This is a genomic window from Desulfocurvibacter africanus subsp. africanus DSM 2603, from assembly GCF_000422545.1.
GTDB lineage: Bacteria > Desulfobacterota > Desulfovibrionia > Desulfovibrionales > Desulfovibrionaceae > Desulfocurvibacter > Desulfocurvibacter africanus.
In genome coordinates this window covers 260,982-282,016 of sequence record NZ_AULZ01000005.1, presented here as the reverse complement: position 1 = coordinate 282,016, position 21,035 = coordinate 260,982, and the positions used below count along the sequence as shown (strand labels likewise).

Sequence of the window (21,035 nt, the reverse complement as noted above, 5' to 3'; positions counted from 1 at the left end):
CCCAAAGCCGTGACGAGCGCATATCCATGGGCGAGCCGTTGCCGGGAAAAAGGATTCCAAAGGGGCCTGGCCCCTTTGGCCGCCGGAGGCTTCTCCCTGCGCGCCTCTACTGCAGCTTGCGAGCCTCGGCGGCCAGGCTGCTCAGGCGGGCGCGCAAGTAGCTGGCCACGGCGTCCTGCCCGGCCTCGGGGGCCAATTGCAGGCCGTGCGCGCGCAAATCCTGGGCGACCTGCTTTTCCATGCGCTCGGACTCCATGAACATGATGTACACGAGCAGGAGCGTGGCGCGGTTCTTCTCGCCGGAGCGGCAGAGATCCTCGATCTGCTCCTCGGGCACGGTCTCGAAGAGCCGGTCGGCGAACATGTTGGCCCACTTCTCGTACAGCACGGGCAGGAGCGGCGGCACGAGCTCGGCCAGCCGCTGGGTCTGGGCGTCGTCCACGGCCGGCAGGGTCACGCCGAAGAACTCGCTCAGGGCCTCGCGGCGGCGGGCCTCGTCGCGCGACACGTGCTCCAGGATAACCTCGATGATATGCTTGCGCAGACGATCCGCGTCGGCGGGATTCAGGGTCATGGCCTACCTCCTGGGCAGGGGATTTCGCCACGCGGGCGATCGGCCACAGTAATCCAAGCCACAAGGGCGGGCAACAGGCCGGCCGAGGGAAACCTCGTTCAGTCGCAGACCACCTCATCGATGGACATGGCTTTGGGCGGAAGATGGCAGATGCCGGCCACGGCCTTGAGCGGCAGCACGAAAGCGATGCCCGCGCCGGGCTTTTCCAGGCCGGCTCCGTCGACGATGGCCTGCAGCACTTTCTCCGTCAGCGAGTTCGGGACGATGGTCAGGATCATTTCCTTTTCCGGCTCCACGGAGATGCCGAGAAAACTTGTTTTCTCGCGAACTCCGGTTCCGCGGGCGAAAAGGATGGTGCCGCCCTCGGCTCCGGCCGCCTTGGAGGACTTGATGACCCGCTCGCTCCAGCCCTTGTTCACGATGGTCACGATGAGGTCCTGGTTGGTCTGCAGCTTCATCGTTCTCTCCCTATGAAGGCCTGGATGCAACCCAGGCACATTATGGCGATAATGGGGGCCATGGTGACCATGGCGATCAGGCCGAAGCCGTCGCGAATGGGATCTCTCCCTTCCATCTGGGCCGCGATCCCCAGCATGAGCGACATGACGAAGGTCGCGGTCATGGGTCCGGTGGATGCGGCCCCGGAGTCGAAGGCAATCCCCACGAAGGCCGGAGGAGCGCAACACATTAGCACGATGGCGGCAAGATACCCAGGGACGAGGAAGTAAAGGATGGAGATGCCCTGCGTGACACGCAGCATGGCCAGGGCCATCAGGGTCGCCACGCCCAGGGAGAGCGTCAGGACGATGACCCGTCCCTTGATCCGGCCCAGGGAGGCCTTCTCCACCTCGTAACCCAGCACGCGCACGGACGGCTCGGCGATGGTGGCCGCGAAGCCGAGGCAGAAGCCCACGGGCATCAGCAGCCACAGGCTGCCTATTTGGCCAAGGGACCGGCCCAGGGACTCGCCCGCGGGAAGAAAGCCCACCTGCACGCCCTGCAGGAAAAGGACAAGGCCAGCGAAGGTCAAGACCACGCCCTTGATGATCCCGAGCAGATATTCGCGCGGCAGACGAAAACGCAAGGCTTGCAAGGCCAGAAAAAACAAAAGGATAGGGCCGAGGGATTGCAGTACGCCCCAGGCGGTCTGACGCACGTCGAGGAATTCAAGCAGCAGACTCATGCCAGCACCCCGAGCAACAGGACGCCCAAAATGGGCCCAAGGCAGGCCAGGCCCACCAGCCCGAAGCCGTCGGAGAAGGCCGACTTGCCGCCCAAGACCGCGGCGACGCCCAATCCCAAGGCCATCACGAACGGGACCGTGATTGGCCCGGTGGCCACACCGCCTGCGTCGAAGGCCAGGCCCACGAAATCGGAAGGTCCGAGGAAAGCCAGCAGCAAGGCCACGATGTATCCGCCGGCGAGCAGGCGAGAAATCGGAAAGCCGAGGAAGATGCGGATCACGGCCGCGCTCACGCAGATGCCCACGCCCGTTGCGATGGTGAATATCAGGACATTCCCTCCAATCCGGCCATTGGACGCCAACCCCACCTGATGGGCCAGGACGCGCACGGTCGGCTCGGCCAAGGCCATCATTGCGCCCAACGCGAAGACCATGACAACGATGATGATCACGGAGGCGATCTTGGGCAAGTCGTTGCCCACGGTTTCTCCCATGGGCAGAAAGCCCGTGCGCACGCCCACGAAAAAGAACATGAGTCCCAGGGACATCATGGCCGCGCCGCCGAGGAAGCGGGCGAGGTGCTCGTCGTCCAAGGGAGTCGCGAACAGGTGCAAGAGCAGCACGATGCCCGTGATGGGCAGAATGGCGGAGGCGACCTCGGCCAGGAGAGCTAGGATTCGGCGTTTCATGGTATCCGATTTCGCTGAAGGCGGCCTGTACTTTTGGGCAAGGGCCGGGCAGAATATCGCGTTCCCTTTTTTACACGTTACACTGAAACCCAAAGCCCGCGCAAGGCATCAGCATGGAACTCCCCATACTCAAGGAAGCGGTCGTCATATTCGGCCTGTCCATCGGCGTCATCATCGTTTGCCATCGTTTCCGCATACCGGCCATCATCGGCTTTCTGCTGACCGGCGTGCTGGCAGGCCCGCATGGCCTGGGCCTGGTAAGCGCGGCCCATGAGGTCGAAGTGCTGGCCGAGATCGGCGTCATCCTGCTGTTGTTCGTCATCGGCATGGAGCTGTCCTTCAAGGAACTATTGCGGCTCAAGAAGCCGGTATTTCTGGGCGGAGCGGCCCAGGTGCTGCTGACCATAATCGTCTTCGACGGTTTGTCCATGCTGCTGGGGGCGTCCGCGGGACACGCCGTGTTCGCCGGCTTCCTGGCGGCCTTGTCCAGCACGGCCGTGGTGCTCAAGCTGCTGTCCGAAAGGGCCGAGCTGGATGCGCCGCACGGACGCATCGCGCTGGGCATCCTCATCTTCCAGGACATTGTCGTGGTGCCCATGATGCTGCTGATTCCCTTCCTTTCCGGACGGGCGGGCAACCTGGGGGCATCGTTAATGCTTCTGGCCATCAAGACCGTGGTAATCATCCTGATCCTGTGGGTGCTGGCCAAGTGGGTCATCCCGCGCGTGCTGCTCATGGTCGTGCGCACGCGCAGCCGCGAGCTGTTCCTCATGACCACCCTGGGCCTGTGCTTCTCCGTGGCCATGCTGACCTCGGCCGTGGGCCTGTCCCTGTCCCTGGGCGCGTTCCTGGCCGGTTTGCTCATGAGCGAGTCCGAGTACAGCCTGAGCGCCCTGGAGGGCATCCTGCCCTTCCGCGACGTGTTCACCAGCGTGTTCTTCGTGTCCATCGGCATGCTGTTGGATATGGGCTACTTCATAGACAACTTGGGCGTGGTGGTCCTGGTCACGCTGGCCGTCCTGGTGGTCAAGTCCGTGCTGGCCACCGGCGCGGGCCTGGTGCTGGGCTACCCGCTGCGCGTGACGGTCCAGGCCGGCCTGGCCCTGGGCCAGATCGGCGAGTTCTCCTTCGTGCTGGCGGGAGTGGGCGTATCCTATGGCCTGCTGGCCGGGTCCGAGTACCAGTTGTTCCTGGCAGCGGCCATCATGACCATGGCCCTGACGCCCTTCCTCATCATGGCCGCGCCGCGCGTGTCCGCCTTCCTGGCCCGCAAGGCCCCGCTGTCCGGCGGCCCGCTGGTCCCGGCAGGAACGGAGTGCGAGACCGAGACCTTGAGCGACCACCTGGTAATCGTTGGTTTCGGCGTAGGCGGCAGGCATCTGGCCCGCGCGGCCCAGATGGCCGGCATCCGCTATGTCATCGTGGAAATGAATCCGGATACGGTGCGCAACGAGGCGGCCAAGGGCGAGCCCATCTTCTACGGCGACGCGGCCCAGCCGGCGGTAATGGAGCACGCGGGCCTGAGCCGGGCGCGCATCCTGGCCGTGGTCATCGCCGATCCCGCGGCTATCCGTCGCATCACCGAGGCCGCGCGCAAAGCCAATCCCGCCCTGCGCATCGTGGTGCGCACGCGCTTCGTGGCCGAGATCGAGCCCCTCAAGGCCCTTGGGGCCAACGAGGTCATTCCCGAGGAATTCGAGACATCCGTTGAGATATTCACCCGCGTGCTCTCGGCCTATCTCGTGCCCCGCCGGGACATCGAGCGTTTCACCTTCGATGTGCGCGCCGAGGGCTACGGCCTGCTGCGCAAGCCGGGCCTGGCCCGCGAACCGTACTGCGACCTGAGCGGCGTGTGCTCGGGCTTCGAGGTCACCGCTCTCAAAGTCGATGCGGGCTCTTTTCTGGACGGCAAGAACCTCAAGGAAGCCGAGCTGCGCAAGACACATGGCCTGACTCTGGTGGCGATCAACCGGGAAGGCAAGATGATCGCCAATCCCGGCGCCGGCTTCCGGCTGCAAGGCGGTGATGTGGCCTACATCTTCGGGGAGCACGCCGAGGTCCTCGACAAGGCTGGGCTGTTCGCCGCGGCCAAGCTGGAAGGCGACCGTCGCCGTGAGGAGGTGCCGGCATGAGTCTTATCGTGCAGACGGTCATGCGCATTATGGGCAAACTGGGCAGGCCCGGCGAACGCCGTTGCGCCTCCTGCGGCCGTGGCTACCGGCCTGTTCCGGGGGATCGGGGATATTGTCCGCGTTGCGTAAGCGAAGACGAGTCCGACAAGGACAAGGCCGGCGACAGCGGCCGGCCCTTTCGAGAGGATTGAGATCGGTAACGGCTCCAGGCTGATTGGCTCGAGCCGCCGAGAATCCCCTTGATTCGCCATTCTTGCAGGTGCATGACAAGCTTTGCCCTTGTCACGGGCATCGAGGTTACCATTCATGGACACATTCGCGGGCTCCCTGCCCCTCATCAAGCTATTCTGCGTCTTCGCCGCCATGCTGGCGGGCATCCGCTACCGCCTGGGCCTGTGGCCTTCGGTCCTGGGCGGCAGCCTGCTGCTTGGACTGGCCTTCGGCATGCCGCTGCCGGTTTGGCTGACCACGGCCGGAGTGGCCTTGACCACGGCCAAGACGCTGCTGCTGGCCGTCGTGGTCATCCTCATCCTCGTGCTCAGCGACATCCTTGAGCTGAGCGGCCAAAACCGGCGGCTCATGGACGCCTTTTCCGGCTATCTTACCAGCCCACGCCTGCGTTTGGCCTTCTTTCCCTCGCTCATCGGGCTTTTGCCCATGCCCGGTGGGGCGGTCTTCTCCGCGCCCATGCTGGGCAGCGTGGCCGAGGGCATGAATATCCGGCCCGAAGACAAGGTCATGCTCAACTACTGGTTCCGGCACATGTGGGAACTGATCTGGCCCCTGTATCCGGGCATCATCCTGGCCTCGTCCCTGTCCGGCGTGCCGCTGATCACACTCATCGCCTATACCTTGCCGGGCATGATCTTCTTCACCGTCCTGGGCTGGTGGTTCCTGCTGCGGCCCTCGCGCCTGCCCCTGCCGATCGAGGCCGTCAGCGAGCGCAAGCCGCGCAACGCCCGTAAGGCGCTGCTGCACGGTCTGCCTTTGCTCGTGGCCATCGTGGGCTCCCTGGGGCTGGAAGGCCTGCTCTCGGCCGCACGGCCGGATGTGCCTTACGAGTGGGGCATCATAGCCGGTCTTGCCACGGCCATCGCCTGGACCATGCTCCAGAACGGACTGAAACTCGGCTTCCTGGCCAAGGTGCTCCTGCAGCGAAAGCTGCTCGGCATGCTGCTGGCCATCGCCAGCATCTTTGTATTCAAGGACGTCATGGCCGGCTCCGGTGTCGTGGAGGCTTTGTCCGCATCCGCGGGCGGCGCCATGGCCATGTTCGCCGCCTCGGTCCTGCTGCCCTACCTGGTTGGTCTGGTTTCGGGCATCACCATGGCTTTCGTGGGCGCGACCTTCCCGCTCATGCTGGGCCTTCTACAGCAGGCCGGGGCCATGGACAGCCTCATCCCCTACATGGTGCTCAGCCTCTTTTCCGGCTTCCTGGGCGTGATGTCCTCGCCCTTGCACATCTGCTACGTGCTGTCCTGCCAGTACTTCGAGGTGGGCCTGGGCAGGCCCTGGCGCAAGCTCCTGGCTCCCTGTGCGCTTCTGATGGCCTTCGCGGTGGCATACTTTCGCGTGCTGGCGTAGGTCGCCCACGTGACCGTGCATAGGGCCGGCTGGTCGGATTATTCAATACAGATTTGATATAGGCCAGGGGCGTTAGCCCCTGAAAGGCGTGAGGAGGGCTAAGCCCTCCTCACGATGCATTGACAAGAGAATCTGGATCTAGCAGACGACGGATTCTCCATGGCTGATTTCGGCTATGCCCCAGCCTGTTCCTGCAACGAGTTGATGACAGCCTGAAGCTCACGGGCCTGCTCGGTGAGATCCTCCACAGTGCGCTTAGACTCACGCACTCCCTCGAAAATCTTCGTGGCGTGGCCGCTCATTTCCAGCACGGTCCTGTTGATCTCGTCGCTGGCTGTAGACTGCTGCCCAGCAGCCTGAGCTATATACTGGACCTGTCCGGTGGACATCTCCACCAACCCGGTGATCTCGCGCAAGGAGCTCTCGGACTGTTTGGCAAGCATCGCTGCCTGCTGCACGGCTGCAGCTGCCTCCTTGACCTTGACCACGTTCTCATGGGTGCCGCTCTGGATCGCGCCGATGACACCTCCGACTTCCTTGGTGGCGGACATGGTCTTTTCCGCCAGCTTGCGAACCTCGTCGGCTACCACGGCGAAGCCCCTGCCGGCGTCTCCGGCCCGGGCCGCTTCAATGGCCGCATTCAAGGCCAGCAGGTTGGTCTGATCGGCGATATCCGAGATCACGCTCATGATGTGGTCGATGGCCTGAGCCTTGGCACCCAGGCTGCTCATCTCCGTTTCCAGGTCCGCGGCCAGCGATTCCACGCGGTGGATGGCCTTGAGGGACTGCTCCGTGACTAGCCCGCCCTCCTGGGCCTTGCTCCTCGTTTGGTCCGAATGGTCGGAGGCCTCCCCGGCATTCCTGGCCACCTCGATTACAGCGGAGTTCATCTCCTCCATGGCCGTGGCGGTCTCGGCGGCTAGACGCTCCTGGCCTTCGACGATCCGCAGGACCTGCTCCATGTGCACGGAGAGCCGGTCCGAGGCCGAGTTCAACGTCTCGACCACACCCTGGAGCTTGAGCACGGCCTCGCGCGTGCCTTCCCGCTTGGCGGCTTCGGCTTTGCGACCAGCCTCTTCCGCAGCTTCAAGGGCTTGCCGAGCGGCCAGCCCCTGTTTCTGGGCCTCGGCGCGCTGGTTGCGAGCCTCGTCCAGGCTGGTCTTGATGGCCTTTACCATCTCCCCGAGGGCTGCGGCGAGCGCACCCAGTTCATCTTTCCGTTTTATCTCCAGGTTTGATTCAAGATCGCCCTTCGTGACGTGCTGGGCAAAGTCGACACATGCCGATACGGGCGAGATGATGATCCTGTTCAGCAGGTACCAGATGATGGCCATGAGGAAGAGGGCTATACCCGACATGACCAGGGCGCTCTGCTTGGTTATGCCAGCCAGCAGCGTGGACATGTCCTCATGAGGCGCCATGACCACGAAGGTCCAGCCGGTCGTCTGATCCTTCGTCACCGAGGCCAGCTTGAGTTCGTCGTTTTCAATGTACTGAACATAGCTGGTCCCGGACACTGACATGATATCCTTGCCCCAAGGCTTCTTAGGCAGCTCGGTAGCCAGAAACAGCTCGCGCTGCGGATGGGCCAAGTACATGCCATCTTCATCGATTATATATGAAAAACCGGTGCTGCCGATCTTGACCGAAGCCGTTTTGTTCGTGAGGTAGGCCAGGTCGATGCCGGCGTTCATGGCCCCCAGCAACCGCCCGTGCGCATCGTAGACGGGTTGGGCGACGGCCACATTGGCTTCGTTGGTTGTCTTGCTGACCACAGCCTTGGAAACGACGTTTGCTCGCTTGTCATGAACCACGGCCTTGAACCAGTACCGGTCTGAAACGTTCAGCTTGCCAACCGCTTTTGCGCTGGTGGAGGCGATGACCTGGCCTTTCAGGTTGGTGAGATTCATGTAAAGCAGGCCGTCCACGGAACCCATACAAGAATGCAGGAAGGCGCTAGCTACTCCAGAGGTGTCTGATTCTCCACTGATGGCCAGGGCCTGGATATCTGGATTTGTCGTCCAGGCCGCGACGAGCTTGAGTTTGGTACCTACGTTATCACTGATGTGACCGGACATGCATTCGGCGAGATTTACCATGTTGCTGCCAAGCATGTCCGAGAAACCTTGCTCCATCCGGGCAAAGTTCATCCACGCAAGCAGCAGCATGCCCATGGCGATGAGCGATAGTGTGGGAATGAGAAACTTGGTCTTGAGGCTTAGTCGCACGTTGCTATCCTCTATTCAGGTTGCACGTCATAAGCGCTGGTTGAAGCCTGGGTCCTTGGATGGAGCAGTAAGCTGCGTGTTAACGCGTCCCAGCGTGCATGAGCTTGGACCAGCGAGTCTGACGTAAGTTATAGAAAAATAAATACAAGCTGCAAGCATCATTCCTAAAAAAACAAACTCACAATATACTGTAATAAAATAATAAAGCAATTTTATAATGTTTTTGGAGCTAAAAAGCACGCCATTTCTGAAGTGCTGTGCACAACATTTGATATGCTTGGATATGCGATAGAAACAGAAGACCAACTCAAAGGACGTTCATCATGGGCCCATAACAAGCTTGCCTATACAGGCATTGACTATTTTATCAGCCAGTAGACGGTCGGCCTTCTTATGGCGCAAATTGCTTTTAAGACGCCCACTCCGGCGTTGACGGCGCAAGTGAATTGCGCCTACGCCGAAGCTAGCGGCAAGCAATGCCGACGCATGGCTTGCATAGTATTTTCAAAAACATAATGCTCGAAACCTGACTCAGGTCAGAAACACCGTTGCACAGGGAATAGCGGCCGATTAAAGAACATTTGAAAGCTGGCTGGCAAGGTCCTGGAATCTTGGTAGACTAAGCAGTGCGCGGCTTCGTCCTCTACCTAAAGACGCCAATTCGCCATCTCACAACCGGCAGCCTGGCCCCCTACGCATTTTTGTTGTTATTCACGGTGGCCTACTTCGGCGTGCTGGCGTAGTATTTTGCGATGACCTCAGCCAAGGAGGGACTTTTGTCCGAGCTACAAGCCCGCGGTGATGGCGGAGCCGCCCAGATGAATCCGAACGAAGACGGCTTCATGATGCCAGGCGGAGAACGCATGGACTTGCCTATCATTCCCCAGATGCTCTGTGGCATCATCGGCAACCCCTTGGGGCATAGCCTGAGCCCCGTGCTGCACAACTGGGCCTTCCGCGAGGTAGGCGTGGCCGGAACCTACATGGCTTGGCCCATGCCACCGGAGAGTTTGGACGACTTCATGGCCGCGGTCCTGACCCTGCCCATCTGGGGCGTGAGCGTGACCATTCCGCACAAGACCGGGATCATGAAGTTCTGTGAGGAGCTGTCCGGCCGCTGCAGGGCCGCTGGCGCGGTAAACACGCTGCACTGGAAAAAAGGGCTCTTGTGCGGCGAAAACACGGATGTGCAGGGTTTCCTGGCTCCGCTCGCCGAGATCGGCATCAAGCCCGCCTCGGCCCTGATCCTAGGCGCGGGCGGCGCGGCCAGGGCCGTCATCGCCGGTCTGCGCGAATGGGGCGTGCGCGCCATTCATGTCGCCAACCGGACGCCCGAAGCCGCGCGAACCCTGTGCAACCATATGCGTTGCCAAGGCGTGGCCTGGGAGGAGCGCACGAATGTCCAGGCCGAACTGCTGGTCAACGCCACCCCGCTCGGGATGCTGGGCGAGCGGCAGGACGCGACGCCATGGCCGGCGGAACACTTCAAGCGTGGGCAGATCGTCTACGATCTGATCTACAACCCGATCAATACCCGCTTCCTGGTCGAGGCCCGTCAGGCCGGCTGCGCGGTCATACCAGGCCTGGAGATGTTCCTGCACCAAGCCGCGGCGCAATTCCGGCTGTGGACGGATGAAGAGCTGCCCCTGGATGGAGCAAGACGCCTGCTCAAGCAGTTCCTGGGGCTGACTTAGAGCATTTTGCTTTTGAAAATGCTCTGCAAGCCATGCGTCGGCATGGCTTGCCGCCGCGTAGGCGTAGGCGCAATTCACTTGCGCTGTCAACGCCGGAGCGGGCGTCTTAAAAGCAATCTGCCCTAGATGAAGCGAAACAAAAAAGGCCCCGCTTGCGCAGGGCCTTTCGATTTTCGAGCCTACCGGAGTCAATTATTCGACGTAGACCTTGAGCTTGTCGCCCGGCCGAATGACGCTACGCTTGTTCAAATTGTTCCAGGTCATGAGACGCTGCGGCGTGACGTTGTAACGGCGGGCGATATCCCAAAGCGTGTCGCCGCGGCGCACCTTGTGGGTCACGAGGCGGTTGCCGTCGCTCTGATCTTCTATGCGCTGCTTCACCCCGCCGGTATCGGGTATATACAGACGCTGGCCCACGCTGAGATTCCTGCCACTGCTCAGGCCATTGGCCTTGCGTAAGGTATTCAGGCTGACATTGTGGTGTTGTGCGATATCCCACAACGTATCGCCGGTCTGGACAACGTAGTTGGCACGCTTCTGGGCTATGGCTTGCGTCTTGGCGCGCGCGGGAGCTGGCGCGGAGTATTTGGCGGCGTATTTGGCTCCGCCCTTGCCGGGGATCATGAGGTGCGCGCCGGGACGCAGCGTGTTGCTGGACATGTTGTTGAGCTTCTTGAGCACGGCGATAGGCGTGTCGAAGCGTCGGGAAAGGGCCCACCAGGAATCACCACTGCGTACCCGGTAGCTTAACCAGCCGGCGTATGGCCTGGCGTTTGGCTTGGACAGGTAGTCGTTGACCGCCGTAAGCTTTTCGGCCGGGAGATAGACCGTGCACTTCTGCTCGGGGTTGCTCACATGCCGGCGGAAGGCGGGATTAAGCGTCTGGAACTGCTTCCAGTCGATATCGCAGGATGTGGACATGGCCAGCAAATCCGTGCCGCCCTGGACTTCCACGGTTTCCAACTGGGGCGCCTCGTTCCAATTCAGGGGCTTGAAGCCCAGGCTCTCGAGGTTCTTGACGATCTTGATGATGGCCAGGAACTTGGGCACGTAGTCGCGGGTTTCCAGGGCCAGCAGGCGCCTGTCCTTGGCCAGATCGAAGAAGTTGTCGGTGCCGCTCTTGCGCAGGGCTCGTGAAATCCTGCCTTCGCCCGCGTTGTACGCGGCAAGGGCCAGGTACCAATCACCGAACATGTTATGCAGCACGGTCAGGTAGTCCGCCGCGGCATGCGTGGCCTTGTATGGATCGCGGCGTTCGTCGCTCCACCAGTCCACGGTCAGGCCGAATTTGCGGCCCGTGAAAGGCATGAACTGCCACATGCCCGCCGCGCCGGCGCGGGAATAGGCCCAGGCGTTGTAGCCGCTCTCGGCAAAGGGCAGGAACACGAGGTCCTCGGGCAAGCCGCGCTCGCGGAAGACCTGCCGAACGTAGGGCAGGAACTGCTGCGACCGCTCCAGCCAGAGTTCGAAGGCTTTTCGCCCCTTGCCGGGATTCCCGTCCTTGTCTTTGGCGGTGAAGAAGTGGAAATACTTGGCAAAAGCTTCGTTCTCTGTGACCGTAAGCTGGAATTGGATTTCCGGCTCGTTCTTAAGCGCTTCGCGTTCCTCGGCAGTGAGTTCCCCGGACAGATCGGAGGGCTCGGCGCTCAGCTCGGGATCCAGATCCTGGACTTCCGGCTCGCCGGCAAGTTTCTGCTCCTCATCCAGGGAACACTGATTGGCTTCCAGAAACGGGCTTGGCGGGAGTTGCGCCCCGGAGGACGAGGTGGTTGGTCCTGTCTCGCGCGTGGCGCAAGCCGTTGCAAGAAGGACAAGACTGATCATTACCGCGGATGCGATCCTCATGTGCTGGCTCCCGGAACCCAATTAAGAAACGTTGCTGTGGTCAGACATGTTGTGTCTTTATCAAGAATGGCCATGCACATATCGGACAAACATGGCCCATGAGCCGGCTTCCGCCAAGCTGGCTACTGTTCAATGGCTTCTAAGGCCCGTCCCTAGCCGATTGTCCATGGCTTTGCAAGAGTCAGGGCAATCCGTATAAGGCTTACCGGGCGTTGATGTGCCCACGGAGGTGCCTGCATGGACAACGAGCATCAATCAAGTGAATCCCTGCGTCTGGTGGCTGGGCGCAAACCTGTGCTGGAGCTTCTATCCACTGCGCCCGAGCGCGTGGAGGGGGTCATGCTGCAAAAAGGAGCAAAAGGCGGCCCCATTGAGCAGATTCTCGACCTCTGCCGCCAACGCGGCGTGCGCTTCCGCTTTGTAGAGCGGCATGAGCTGGACCGTCAGTTTCCAGGCAACCACCAAGGTGTCCTCGCGGACATCTTCGAGGCCGGATACACGGAACTGCATGAACTCTTGCAAACAGCTCGCCAATCCCCGCTTCCTCTGCTCGTGGCGCTGGACCAAGTGCTCGATCCGGGCAACGTCGGGGCCCTGGTGCGCACCGTGTACGCCCTTGGCGGGGCCGGGCTGCTGGTGCCCAAGCATCACGCCGCACGCCTGGGAACCGGGGCGCTCAAGGCTTCGGCCGGCGCTCTTTTGCGCCTGCCCATCGCCAGGGTTACGAATTTGGCGCGCGCGCTGGAGGAATGTGCGGAGGCGGGCTACACGATCTACGGAACCCAAGGCGAGGCGGGCGAGAATCTATTCTTCCTGGAACCTCGGCTTCCGGCTGTCGTGGTTCTGGGGGGAGAGGAAAAAGGCATGCGGCCGGGAGTAGCCAAGCGCTGCGACTTCACGTTGCGCATTCCCCTGCAGCATGGCTTCGATTCGCTCAACGTAGCCCAGGCCGGAGCCCTGATCACTGGACACTTCGCCCGCGCCAAGGCCCTGCGCGACGCAGCCGGCCAAGCCGGCAAAACCTAGGTCACGGGGAAGCCTCCGGCGGCCAAAGGGGCTTGGCCCCTTTGGAATCCCTTTTCCCGGCAGCGGCTGGCCCATGGACATGCGCTTGTCACGGCTCGGGGTCGCTGAATAATCATAAGAAAAATCGCGGGCCCAGGGGGGCGTCCCCCTGGTGGGTGGGGTCTGGGGAGGGCAAAGCCCTTCCCAGTTCTCATGCACGTTGATTCAATTCAGATAGGAAGGGAAATTGATGAGCAGGTCGCGCGTATAAGTGATCATTTTGTCCATGATCCATGGAAAGAACAGCAGCAGGGCGATGAATATCGCAATGATCTTGGGCACGAAAGTCAGGGTCATTTCCTGGATCTGCGTCGCGGCCTGCAAGACACTGACGAAGATGCCCACGATCATGCCGATGCCCAGGAGCGGCAGGGAGATGGTCAAGGTCAGCTCAATGGCCTGCCGGGCGAAGCCGATGACGAATTCCGGGGTCATGGCGCATTACCTCGCGTGGGAATCATTTGGCGAAACTGTTCACTAACGAGGCCGTGAGCAGATTCCAGCCATCGACCATAACGAACAGAAGCACCTTGAACGGCAGGGAAATCATTACCGGAGGCAGCATCATCATGCCCATGGCCAGCAGGATGGAGGCCACGACCATGTCCAGGATGAGGAATGGTATATAGATCAGGAAGCCGATGATGAAGCCGGTTTTCAGCTCGCTGATGACGAAGGCCGCCGTCAGGAGCATGGTGGGCACCTGCTCGCGGTTATCAGGGCGCTCTATCTTGGCGATGGAATAGAACACCGAGAGATCCTTCTCGCGCGTATGCTTAAACATGAACTCACGCAGGGGCTTCTGGGCGTTATCCAAGGCCTCCTTGAAGCCGATGCGCTCTTCCATGTACGGCTGCAGGGCCGTGTTGTTGATCGCCATGGCCGTGGGCATCATGATCACGAAGGTCATGAAAATGGCCAGGCTGATGAGGATCTGGCTTGGCGGCATCTGCTGAGTGCCAAGGGCTTGGCGCAGGAAATGGAAGACGATGATGATCCGCGTGAAGGATGTCATCGTCATTATGATAGCCGGCGCCAGCGACAGGACCGTCAGCAGGAAGATGATCTCGAGCAGCAGCGATACCTGCTCGGGCTCGGGCTGGCCGCCCGAGATGCTCATCGAGAAGTGGGGGATGTCCTGGGCCAAGGCCAGGCCCGGCGCCAGGAGCAGCGCGAAGCTAAGTATGAGGAGCGCCCCGGCCGGTTTCCCGAACCAGGGTATCCTGGAAGTCAGCACGTTCAGGGTCATGGCCTGATTCCATCTCCGTGAGCAAATTGATGCTCGTTTCAGTTACTCCGAGCACCAGATGCTTATTCAAATAGCGGACCACGACAACGCTGCGGCGCGGACCCAGGGCCAATTGCCCTTCCAGCTTGAGGTCACCGCGGCCAAAGACGCCCAATCCGGCCTTAGGTCCGAAGCGCTTGAGCAGGTAAAGCGCCAGGAAGAGGACTCCAAGCAGCAGGAGCAGAGATCCAGCCACCTGGAGCAGTTCCGGAAGGTAACTGCCTTGGGGCATGGCGGGATTATCCAAGCTGCTTCACTCGCTCGATGGGGCTTATGATGTCGGTCAGGCGGATGCCGAACTTCTCGTTGATGACCACGGCCTCGCCTCTGGCCACGAGCTTGCCGTTGACGTAGATCTCCAGCGGCTCGCCGGCCAGCTTGTTCAGCTCCACGACCGAGCCTTGGCCGAGCTGCAGGAGTTCGTTGATGAGCAACTTGGTGCGGCCCAGCTCCGCCGAAACTTCCAGCGGGATGTCCAGGATGAAATCCAGGTCGCGCTTGGTCTGTTCAGGCCTGGGAGATTTGGCTTCATGCGTCAAATCCTTGAACTCGGCCACTTGGCTCTTGGAGGAAAGGAATTCCTGACGCTTTTCGGCCTTGATATTCTTTTCCTCTTCATCCGCCAGGGCCTGAGCCCATTCCGAGGCCAAGCCACCGGAATCCTTGTCGTCGGCAGGCGCGAAATCCTGCCCGCCGCCTGCTCCCTCGGAGCCCTCATCCGAATCGCCGAGAGCCGAGGCCCACTCTTCCGCCAGCTTGTCCTGATCGAACTGATCCGGAGTCATGCGTGTATCCATCCCTTGTTTTCGTTAGCGTTAGAATCTGACTTCTTCTTCCTTGAGCACCTGGAAGGCCCGGTTGCCCTTGACCCGGCCGGGAATGCCGTGGAACTTGCGCACGCCGTCCACTTCGGCAACCAGCAGATCGTCCACATCCGTATCCAGGAGCAGGATATCGCCGATATCCATGTTCAGAAGCTGACGTCCGGTGATGCTCGTCTTGCCCATGCGCACGACCATCTCGACCGGGGTCTCCATGAGGCGCTCCTTGAAGCGGGAGATCCAGGCGTGGTCCACCTCAAGCCGTTCCGACTGGAAGGATGCGTACAGCTTGGCGCGGATGGGCTCGATGGTGGCGTAGGGCAAGCATACGATGAACGAGCCGATGGCGTTCTCCAGCTCCACCTCGTAGGTGACCACCACGACCACTTCGCTGGGCGGCACGATGGCGGCGAACTGCGGATTTATCTCCGCGCGGATGAGCTCGATGTGCACCTCGTGAACCGGCGCCCAGGCCTCTTCCATGTTGGTCAGGGCTAGGTCCACCACCTTGCCGATGATGGCCTGCTCGATATGCGTGAAATCACGGCCTTCGACCTTGGGCTGGGTGCCGGAACCGCCGAAGAAGTTCTCCACCAGGGCGAAAACCAGGCGCGAGTCCACCACGCACAGGGCGTTGCCGCGTAGCGGCTCCATCTTGAATATGTTGATGCTGGTGGGCACCGGCAGCGAACGCATGAAATCGCCGAACTTGGACATGTCGATGGAGATGGGGTTCACGTCCACGCGCTTGCGCATGGCGTTGGCCAGCGCGTTGGTGGCCAGACGCGCGAAACGGTCGTTTATGATCTCCATGACCGGCATGCGGCCGCGGATGATGCGATCCTGGTTCGAGAGGTCGAAGGTTACGGCCCCGTCGTCCTCCTGAAAGGTTTCCTCGTCGGCTTCGACCTCTCCGCCGGAGAGGCCCCGGAGCAGGGCATCGACTTCGTCTTGACTAAGTATCTTACTCATATGCGGGCATCCTTGGGACGGCCGGCCGCCCAGTGGGTGCTATGTTGACGGTTACTGGACGACCATCTCCGTGATGTAGACCCGTAGAACCTGCGGACCGCCCAGAGCCTGGTTGAGCCGTTCGGCCACCTCTTTCTTGAGCAGGATCTTGCTCTCCATGGTGGACAGGTCCTGGTAACTCTTGCTGGACAGGAGCAGGATGACGGCGTCGCGTATCCTGGCTTCCTTGGCCGTCAAATCCCTGGCCGCCTTGTCGTTGATCACTTCCACGTCCAAGGTGATCTTCAGATACCTGCGGCCCAGGGGGTCGGCCAGGTTGACGATGAACGTCGGCAGGGAGACCAGCTGCTCGTTTCCGGTCGCTATGGGCGTGCCGATGGGCTGGCCCTCGGGCGGGGCCTGCTCGCCCGCGGCCGCCTGGGGATCGCCGCCCATGAGCTTTTCCTTGAGGAACATGTCCCAAGCGAACCAGCCGCCCACTCCCAGGACGATGAGCAGGACCACTAGGATGATCCATTTGGTCGCGCCGGACTTCTTGTTAGTTGCCTGTGTATCGAGGGCTTCGTCTGCCACGTTTGATCTCCTTCAGCTTACGAATAGCCGCCAATGTTGGGCGTGGTCTTGACCAGGATCTCAACCCGCCTGTTCTTGTTCCACACCGCCGGCCCATTCCCCTCCAGCAGGGGCTGATCCGGGCCGAAGGCCGAAACCGACAGCCTGCGGTTGTCCAGCCCGTACTCTTGGAGGAACTGGAGCACTTCCATGGCCCTGTTGGCCGAAATGGCGTAGTTTCCGTCGCTGCGCCCGCCCACCATGTCCGAGTGACCGGCGACGTTCACCGGGGCGGTCATGAAGGCGAGCACGTAGGCTATGCGCTCCAGGATGGGCAACGCCGAATCCTTGAGCTTGGCCTCGCCCATGGCGAACAGAAGCTTGTCGGAAAGCACAAGGGCCACGCCCTCGTCCCTGGCGAGTATCTGCAAATTCTCTTCCAACAGCGCACGGTCTACCTGCGAAGGCATGATGTCGTCGGGAAAGAGCAGGTCCTTTATGCGCTGCTGCTTGCGCATGGCCTCGCGCGGGTTCTCCAGCAGTTCGATGACGACCTGCATCTTGGTCGGGATGCGCCCCGCGGCCCGCACCGTCATGAGGCTCACGTCCGAGGTGAAAATCGTCACTCGCGTCAAATAGCTCCTGTCCATGGTGGACATGCTGAGCAGCAGCACGAAAAATGTCAGCAGAAGCGTCATGAGGTCGGAGAAGGTCAGCATCCAGGACGCTGGAGGGAGCCCCGACTTGCGTTGGCGCGCGCGTGGCGGCATGGCCTACTCCTGCTCCGGACGAACCGTTCCAGCCGGTTCAGACTGCCTGTCGTAGCCGAATCTGAAGCCTTGGTAGTCCATGTAGTTCTTGGGCTGTTCGGCGGGCTGAGTCTGGCGGATCTTGCCGCTGTCCGGCGCACCCCGTTTATCGAGCACGATGTCCACGCGCCTGTTCATGCGCCGCTCCGCCGCCGTCTCATTGCCGAAGCGCGGGCGATAGTCCGCGAAAGCCTCCACGCGCATGCGCTCGGCCGGGACGCCGTGAACAAGAAGCTCGCGATACATGGCCATGGCGCGTCCCAGGGATATGCGCCAGCCCGGATTTGGCTCGCCGTCCTTGGGCTTGTAATCGAGGTATTCGGTTTTCAACTCGTCGCGCAGGGTGGACGTATGCCCGGCCAGCAAAAACGGCTGGGGAAGCTCGCGCAGCACGGGCGCCATGCGGCCGACCAGATCGCGTCCGCGCTCCGAAAGCTTGGTCTGGCCTGGTTCGAAGAGTATGTCGGAGCTTATGGACATGATCTGGATGAGCTTGTTCTCGGCGAAACGGATGTCGTCACGGGCATCCTCGTACAAGAGGGGCTTGAGCAGCTCCAGATCCTTGATATCGTTCATGGGCCCGATCTCGCGCGTTTTGCGCTCGTCATGTCGGGCCAAGTAGTTCTCGGTCTCCGGGCTTGCGCCGAAGGTGCCGACGATGGAACCCAGCACGACCAGCTTGCGCTGCTCGTCGATGACGGCCATGGACACCAGGAGCACGAAAAACGTGAGCAGCAGGGTCATCAGATCGGAGAACGTCAGCATCCAAGCCGGAATGCCGGGCTCCTCCTTGCTTTTTTTCCGCCTGCTCACGCTGATGCCCCGCGCGTCTTGCTAATCGCGGATCTTGCGTTCGCTGGGCGCAAGATAGCTGTTGAGCTTCTCTTCGATGATGCGCGGGTTCTCGCCCTTGGAGATGGCCAGGATGCCCTCCAGGACCATTTCCCGCAGCAGCACTTCCTGCCTGCTGCGCAGCTTGAGCTTGCCCGCCATGGGGTTGAAGACAAGGTTGGCCAGCAGGGCGCCGTAGAAGGTCGTGATGAGTGCCACGGCCATGGCCGGGCCGATGGTCGAGGGGTCGCTCATGGTCGACAGCATGGCCACCAGGCCGATGACCGTGCCGATCATGCCCAAGGCCGGGGCGTAGTTGCCCATGGCGCCCAGAATCTCGGCGCCAGTTTCGTGCCGGGACTCCAGATAATGAATCTCGGTCTCCATGATCTCCTGGATGGTCTGGGGCTCCAGGCCGTCGACAGTGAGCTGAAGACCTTTTTTAAGGTACTCGTCGTCGATTTCTTTGAGGATCGGCTCTAGGGACAGGATGCCTTCGCGGCGGGCGCGGTTGGCATAGTCCATGAAACGGCTGATGATATCCTTGGGATCGTCCATGCTGGCGAACAAGGTCTTGCGGCAGACCTTGAGCACGCTCATCATGTGCCCGATGGGATAGTTGACCAGCGCAGCGCCGATGGTGCCGCCGAGAACGATTACGGCCGATGGAATGTCGATGTAGATGAGCAGCGTGCTGTTCATCATGATGCCGGCTACCACCAGGCCGAAGGCAAGGACAAGGCCGATAATTGTCGCGAGATCCATGGCGCGTAGGGTCCTGTCAGAAATCTCGAAGGTTGTATGCCAGCTCAGTAAGCCCTTTCACCGAAAATGCGCGCGCCGATGCGCACAATGGTCGCTCCCTCGGCTATGGCCTGGCGGAAATCGCCGGTCATGCCCATGGACAGGTGGGGCAGCCGTACGCCAAGCTCACGCTCCAGGCTGTCGCGCAGCTCACGCAATGCGGCAAACCAGGGACGCGCCTGCTCGGGCTCGTCGACCATGGGCGGCAGGAGCATGAGCCCGCGCAAGGCGAGCGAATCAAGCCCCCGCACTTCCTGGGCCAAACGGCGAGCTTCGTCGGCAGCGGCTCCGGCCTTCTGCCCTTCGCCAGCCAGGTTGACCTGCAGGAGCACCTCCTGCACGGTCTGCAATGCTTGCGCCCTTTTATGCAACGTCTGGGCCAACTTCAGGGAGTCCACGGAGTGCACCAGGCTGAAGCTTCCGGCCACATGGCGCGCCTTATTGGTCTGCAGCCTGCCGATGAAATGCCAGCGCAGGTCCAGGTCCTGCAATTCCTCGCGCTTGGCCAGGGCCTCCTGGACATAGCTTTCCCCGAAGTCCATTTGCCCGAAGCCGGCCAGGGCGCGCACGTCCTGCGCCGGGTGGAACTTTGACACGGCCACCAAGGTCACCTCGTCGGACGTGCGCCCGCAGGCCACGGCGGCCTCGTTCACCCCTGCGAGCACAGCCTCCAGGTTGCGGCGCAGCTCCAGGGATCGTTCGGCAGACACTGGTGGAGCCATGTCTCCTCACCGCCCCTGTTCTGGTGGCGTCAATTTTTTATCCATTATCTTGTGGGCAGCAATCGCTTATTCGCCAAGCCCGATGGAGCGCAAGAAACCGGGATCCTCGGTCCAGCCTTCCTTGACCTTGACCCACAGCTCCAGGAAGACCTTGCCCTCAAGCATTTCTTCCAGCTCCAGGCGGGCCTCCTGGCCGATCTGCTTGAGCAGCGAACCCTGTTTGCCGATAATCATGGCCTTATGGCTGGGCCGGGAAGTGTAAATGACCGCGCCGATGCGCGTAAAGTTGCGCTCGGGCTCCTCCTCCCATTGCTCAATCTCCACGGCCGTGGAATATGGCAGCTCCTGACGCAGGGCGATGAAGAGCTTCTCGCGCACGGTCTCCGCGGCCATGAAACGCATGGGGACGGTCGAGATCTGATCCTCGGGGAACATGGCCGTGCCTTCCGGCAGTTTGGCCAGCACATGCTCCAGGAGTTCGGGCACGCCGTCGCCCGTGAGGGCCGAAATGGGGAATATCTCCGCGCCGGGCCAGACCTCGGCTATGCGCGCCATGAGGCTGAGCAGGTCGGCCTTGTTCTTGACCTTGTCCACCTTGTTCACGGCCACGATCAGCGGCAAGCCGGGCTTCTGCAGCCCCTGCATCAGCGGGGAACTCTCCGAGGAAAACTTCTCCAGCCGTCCGGCATAGGCCGCGGCATCCAGGAAAACCAGCACGACGTTGGACTGGGCCACCGCCTGCCAGGCGGACTGCAGGAGGAATTTGTTCATCTTGCCCCGAAGCTGGTGCACGCCCGGAGTATCCAGGAAGACCACCTGTCCACGCTCGGTGGTCCAGATACCGCTTATCTGGTTGCGCGTGGTCTGCGGCTTGGGGGAAACAATGGCCACCTTCTGGCCCAGGACGTGATTCAGAAAGGTCGATTTGCCCGCGTTGGGCGGACCCATAAGGGCCACCATCCCAAACTTGCGGTTGGAATCATCATGCATGCAAGCTCCACGGCTGCTTTGGCTCGGTTTTGCGCACGTTACATTGCGATCGGCTATTGTGTCATGGCTTCGCGGCCGCTGCAAGCCGAAGACCTCGTCATACTGCGGCAGGCGTGAAGAAATCGGGCGGCGAAGGCAAGAAAAGCAGCTTACTATTTCAAATCCGCAATGCTTGAGCCAAGCTCAAGCATTGCATACGCATGCTACGCATCCGGCGGGCTTTCCTGGCCCGCACGGCACGTTTTTCAACAG

At 61.3% G+C, this 21,035-nt stretch carries 22 protein-coding genes; 5 read left to right on the top strand and 17 right to left on the bottom strand.

Translation table 11 applies throughout. The annotated features are described in order from the left end of the window. Positions 1-106: 106 nt before the first annotated feature. The 4 genes from H585_RS0105450 to H585_RS0105435 form a co-directional block, all read right to left on the bottom strand. Positions 107-574, bottom strand: coding sequence for a hypothetical protein (locus H585_RS0105450; protein WP_027367082.1), 468 nt, complete (start codon positions 572-574; stop codon positions 107-109). Between the two features lie 98 nt (positions 575-672). After that, the gene (locus H585_RS0105445) at positions 673-1,032 is read right to left on the bottom strand and encodes a P-II family nitrogen regulator (RefSeq protein WP_027367081.1); all 360 of its coding nucleotides are present in this window, start codon (positions 1,030-1,032) and stop codon (positions 673-675) included. Beyond that, positions 1,029-1,757 (bottom strand): DUF1538 domain-containing protein, encoded by a 729-nt coding sequence (locus tag H585_RS0105440; protein ID WP_027367080.1) that lies wholly within the window; start codon positions 1,755-1,757, stop codon positions 1,029-1,031. Before H585_RS0105440 ends, H585_RS0105445 begins: the two co-directional genes overlap by 4 nt. Beyond that, entirely contained in the window at positions 1,754-2,446 is a 693-nt protein-coding gene (locus H585_RS0105435; RefSeq protein ID WP_027367079.1) for a DUF1538 domain-containing protein, read from the bottom strand. Before H585_RS0105435 ends, H585_RS0105440 begins: the two co-directional genes overlap by 4 nt. A 113-nt stretch (positions 2,447-2,559) precedes the next feature. On the opposite strand from H585_RS0105435, the gene H585_RS0105430 reads away from it, so the two are divergent. From H585_RS0105430 to H585_RS0105420, 3 genes are all read left to right on the top strand, one after another. After that, positions 2,560-4,578, top strand: a complete 2,019-nt coding sequence (locus H585_RS0105430) for a monovalent cation:proton antiporter family protein (protein ID WP_027367078.1) — start codon at positions 2,560-2,562, stop codon at positions 4,576-4,578. Continuing rightward, entirely contained in the window at positions 4,575-4,769 is a 195-nt protein-coding gene (locus H585_RS0105425; protein ID WP_027367077.1) for a hypothetical protein, read from the top strand. Before H585_RS0105430 ends, H585_RS0105425 begins: the two co-directional genes overlap by 4 nt. A 115-nt stretch (positions 4,770-4,884) precedes the next feature. Then, complete coding sequence (locus tag H585_RS0105420) at positions 4,885-6,162, top strand: DUF401 family protein (RefSeq protein WP_027367076.1); 1,278 nt, start codon at positions 4,885-4,887, stop codon at positions 6,160-6,162. A 173-nt stretch (positions 6,163-6,335) separates the two neighbouring features. On the opposite strand, the gene H585_RS0105415 is transcribed toward H585_RS0105420, so the two are convergent. Further along, on the bottom strand, positions 6,336-8,390 hold the full coding sequence (locus H585_RS0105415; RefSeq protein WP_027367075.1) for a methyl-accepting chemotaxis protein: 2,055 nt from the start codon (positions 8,388-8,390) through the stop codon (positions 6,336-6,338). 776 nt (positions 8,391-9,166) lie between these two features. Between H585_RS0105415 and aroE the strand changes: the two genes are divergently transcribed. After that, positions 9,167-10,084, top strand: coding sequence for a shikimate dehydrogenase (aroE, locus tag H585_RS0105410; RefSeq protein ID WP_027367074.1), 918 nt, complete (start codon positions 9,167-9,169; stop codon positions 10,082-10,084). Between the two features lie 192 nt (positions 10,085-10,276). On the opposite strand, the gene H585_RS0105405 is transcribed toward aroE, so the two are convergent. Beyond that, positions 10,277-11,929 carry a lytic transglycosylase domain-containing protein gene (locus H585_RS0105405; protein WP_027367073.1) on the bottom strand — a complete coding sequence of 551 codons (1,653 nt, stop codon included), beginning with the start codon at positions 11,927-11,929 and terminating at the stop codon, positions 10,277-10,279. 237 nt (positions 11,930-12,166) lie between these two features. On the opposite strand from H585_RS0105405, the gene rlmB reads away from it, so the two are divergent. Beyond that, positions 12,167-12,955 carry a 23S rRNA (guanosine(2251)-2'-O)-methyltransferase RlmB gene (gene rlmB, locus H585_RS0105400; RefSeq protein WP_027367072.1) on the top strand — a complete coding sequence of 263 codons (789 nt, stop codon included), beginning with the start codon at positions 12,167-12,169 and terminating at the stop codon, positions 12,953-12,955. A gap of 204 nt (positions 12,956-13,159) precedes the next feature. Here the strand turns inward: rlmB and fliQ are convergent, their stop codons facing one another. The 11 genes from fliQ to era form a co-directional block, all read right to left on the bottom strand. Beyond that, a complete protein-coding gene (gene fliQ / locus H585_RS0105395; protein WP_014259319.1) occupies positions 13,160-13,429 on the bottom strand; it encodes a flagellar biosynthesis protein FliQ in 270 nt (89 codons plus the stop codon). Positions 13,430-13,451: 22 nt separating this feature from the next. Beyond that, on the bottom strand, positions 13,452-14,243 hold the full coding sequence (gene fliP / locus H585_RS0105390; RefSeq protein ID WP_027367071.1) for a flagellar type III secretion system pore protein FliP: 792 nt from the start codon (positions 14,241-14,243) through the stop codon (positions 13,452-13,454). Beyond that, positions 14,173-14,514: a flagellar biosynthetic protein FliO gene (fliO, locus tag H585_RS0105385; protein ID WP_027367070.1), complete on the bottom strand. Its 342-nt coding sequence runs from the start codon at positions 14,512-14,514 to the stop codon at positions 14,173-14,175. Before fliO ends, fliP begins: the two co-directional genes overlap by 71 nt. Positions 14,515-14,521: 7 nt before the next feature. Then, entirely contained in the window at positions 14,522-15,067 is a 546-nt protein-coding gene (fliN, locus tag H585_RS0105380) for a flagellar motor switch protein FliN (RefSeq protein ID WP_027367069.1), read from the bottom strand. 30 nt (positions 15,068-15,097) lie between these two features. Next, positions 15,098-16,075 (bottom strand): flagellar motor switch protein FliM, encoded by a 978-nt coding sequence (gene fliM, locus H585_RS0105375; RefSeq protein WP_014259322.1) that lies wholly within the window; start codon positions 16,073-16,075, stop codon positions 15,098-15,100. Between the two features lie 51 nt (positions 16,076-16,126). Then, positions 16,127-16,648, bottom strand: a complete 522-nt coding sequence (locus tag H585_RS0105370; protein WP_027367068.1) for a flagellar basal body-associated FliL family protein — start codon at positions 16,646-16,648, stop codon at positions 16,127-16,129. Positions 16,649-16,665: 17 nt separating this feature from the next. Next, the gene (locus H585_RS0105365) at positions 16,666-17,397 is read right to left on the bottom strand and encodes an OmpA/MotB family protein (RefSeq protein WP_014259324.1); all 732 of its coding nucleotides are present in this window, start codon (positions 17,395-17,397) and stop codon (positions 16,666-16,668) included. Positions 17,398-17,400: 3 nt separating this feature from the next. After that, positions 17,401-18,249 carry an OmpA/MotB family protein gene (locus H585_RS0105360; protein WP_027367067.1) on the bottom strand — a complete coding sequence of 283 codons (849 nt, stop codon included), beginning with the start codon at positions 18,247-18,249 and terminating at the stop codon, positions 17,401-17,403. A gap of 21 nt (positions 18,250-18,270) precedes the next feature. Next, the gene (locus H585_RS0105355) at positions 18,271-19,032 is read right to left on the bottom strand and encodes a flagellar motor protein (protein ID WP_005984686.1); all 762 of its coding nucleotides are present in this window, start codon (positions 19,030-19,032) and stop codon (positions 18,271-18,273) included. 44 nt (positions 19,033-19,076) lie between these two features. Then, a complete protein-coding gene (locus H585_RS0105350; RefSeq protein ID WP_027367066.1) occupies positions 19,077-19,793 on the bottom strand; it encodes a YggS family pyridoxal phosphate-dependent enzyme in 717 nt (238 codons plus the stop codon). 66 nt (positions 19,794-19,859) lie between these two features. After that, complete coding sequence (gene era / locus H585_RS0105345; RefSeq protein ID WP_027367065.1) at positions 19,860-20,783, bottom strand: GTPase Era; 924 nt, start codon at positions 20,781-20,783, stop codon at positions 19,860-19,862. Between the last annotated feature and the right edge of the window lie 252 nt (positions 20,784-21,035).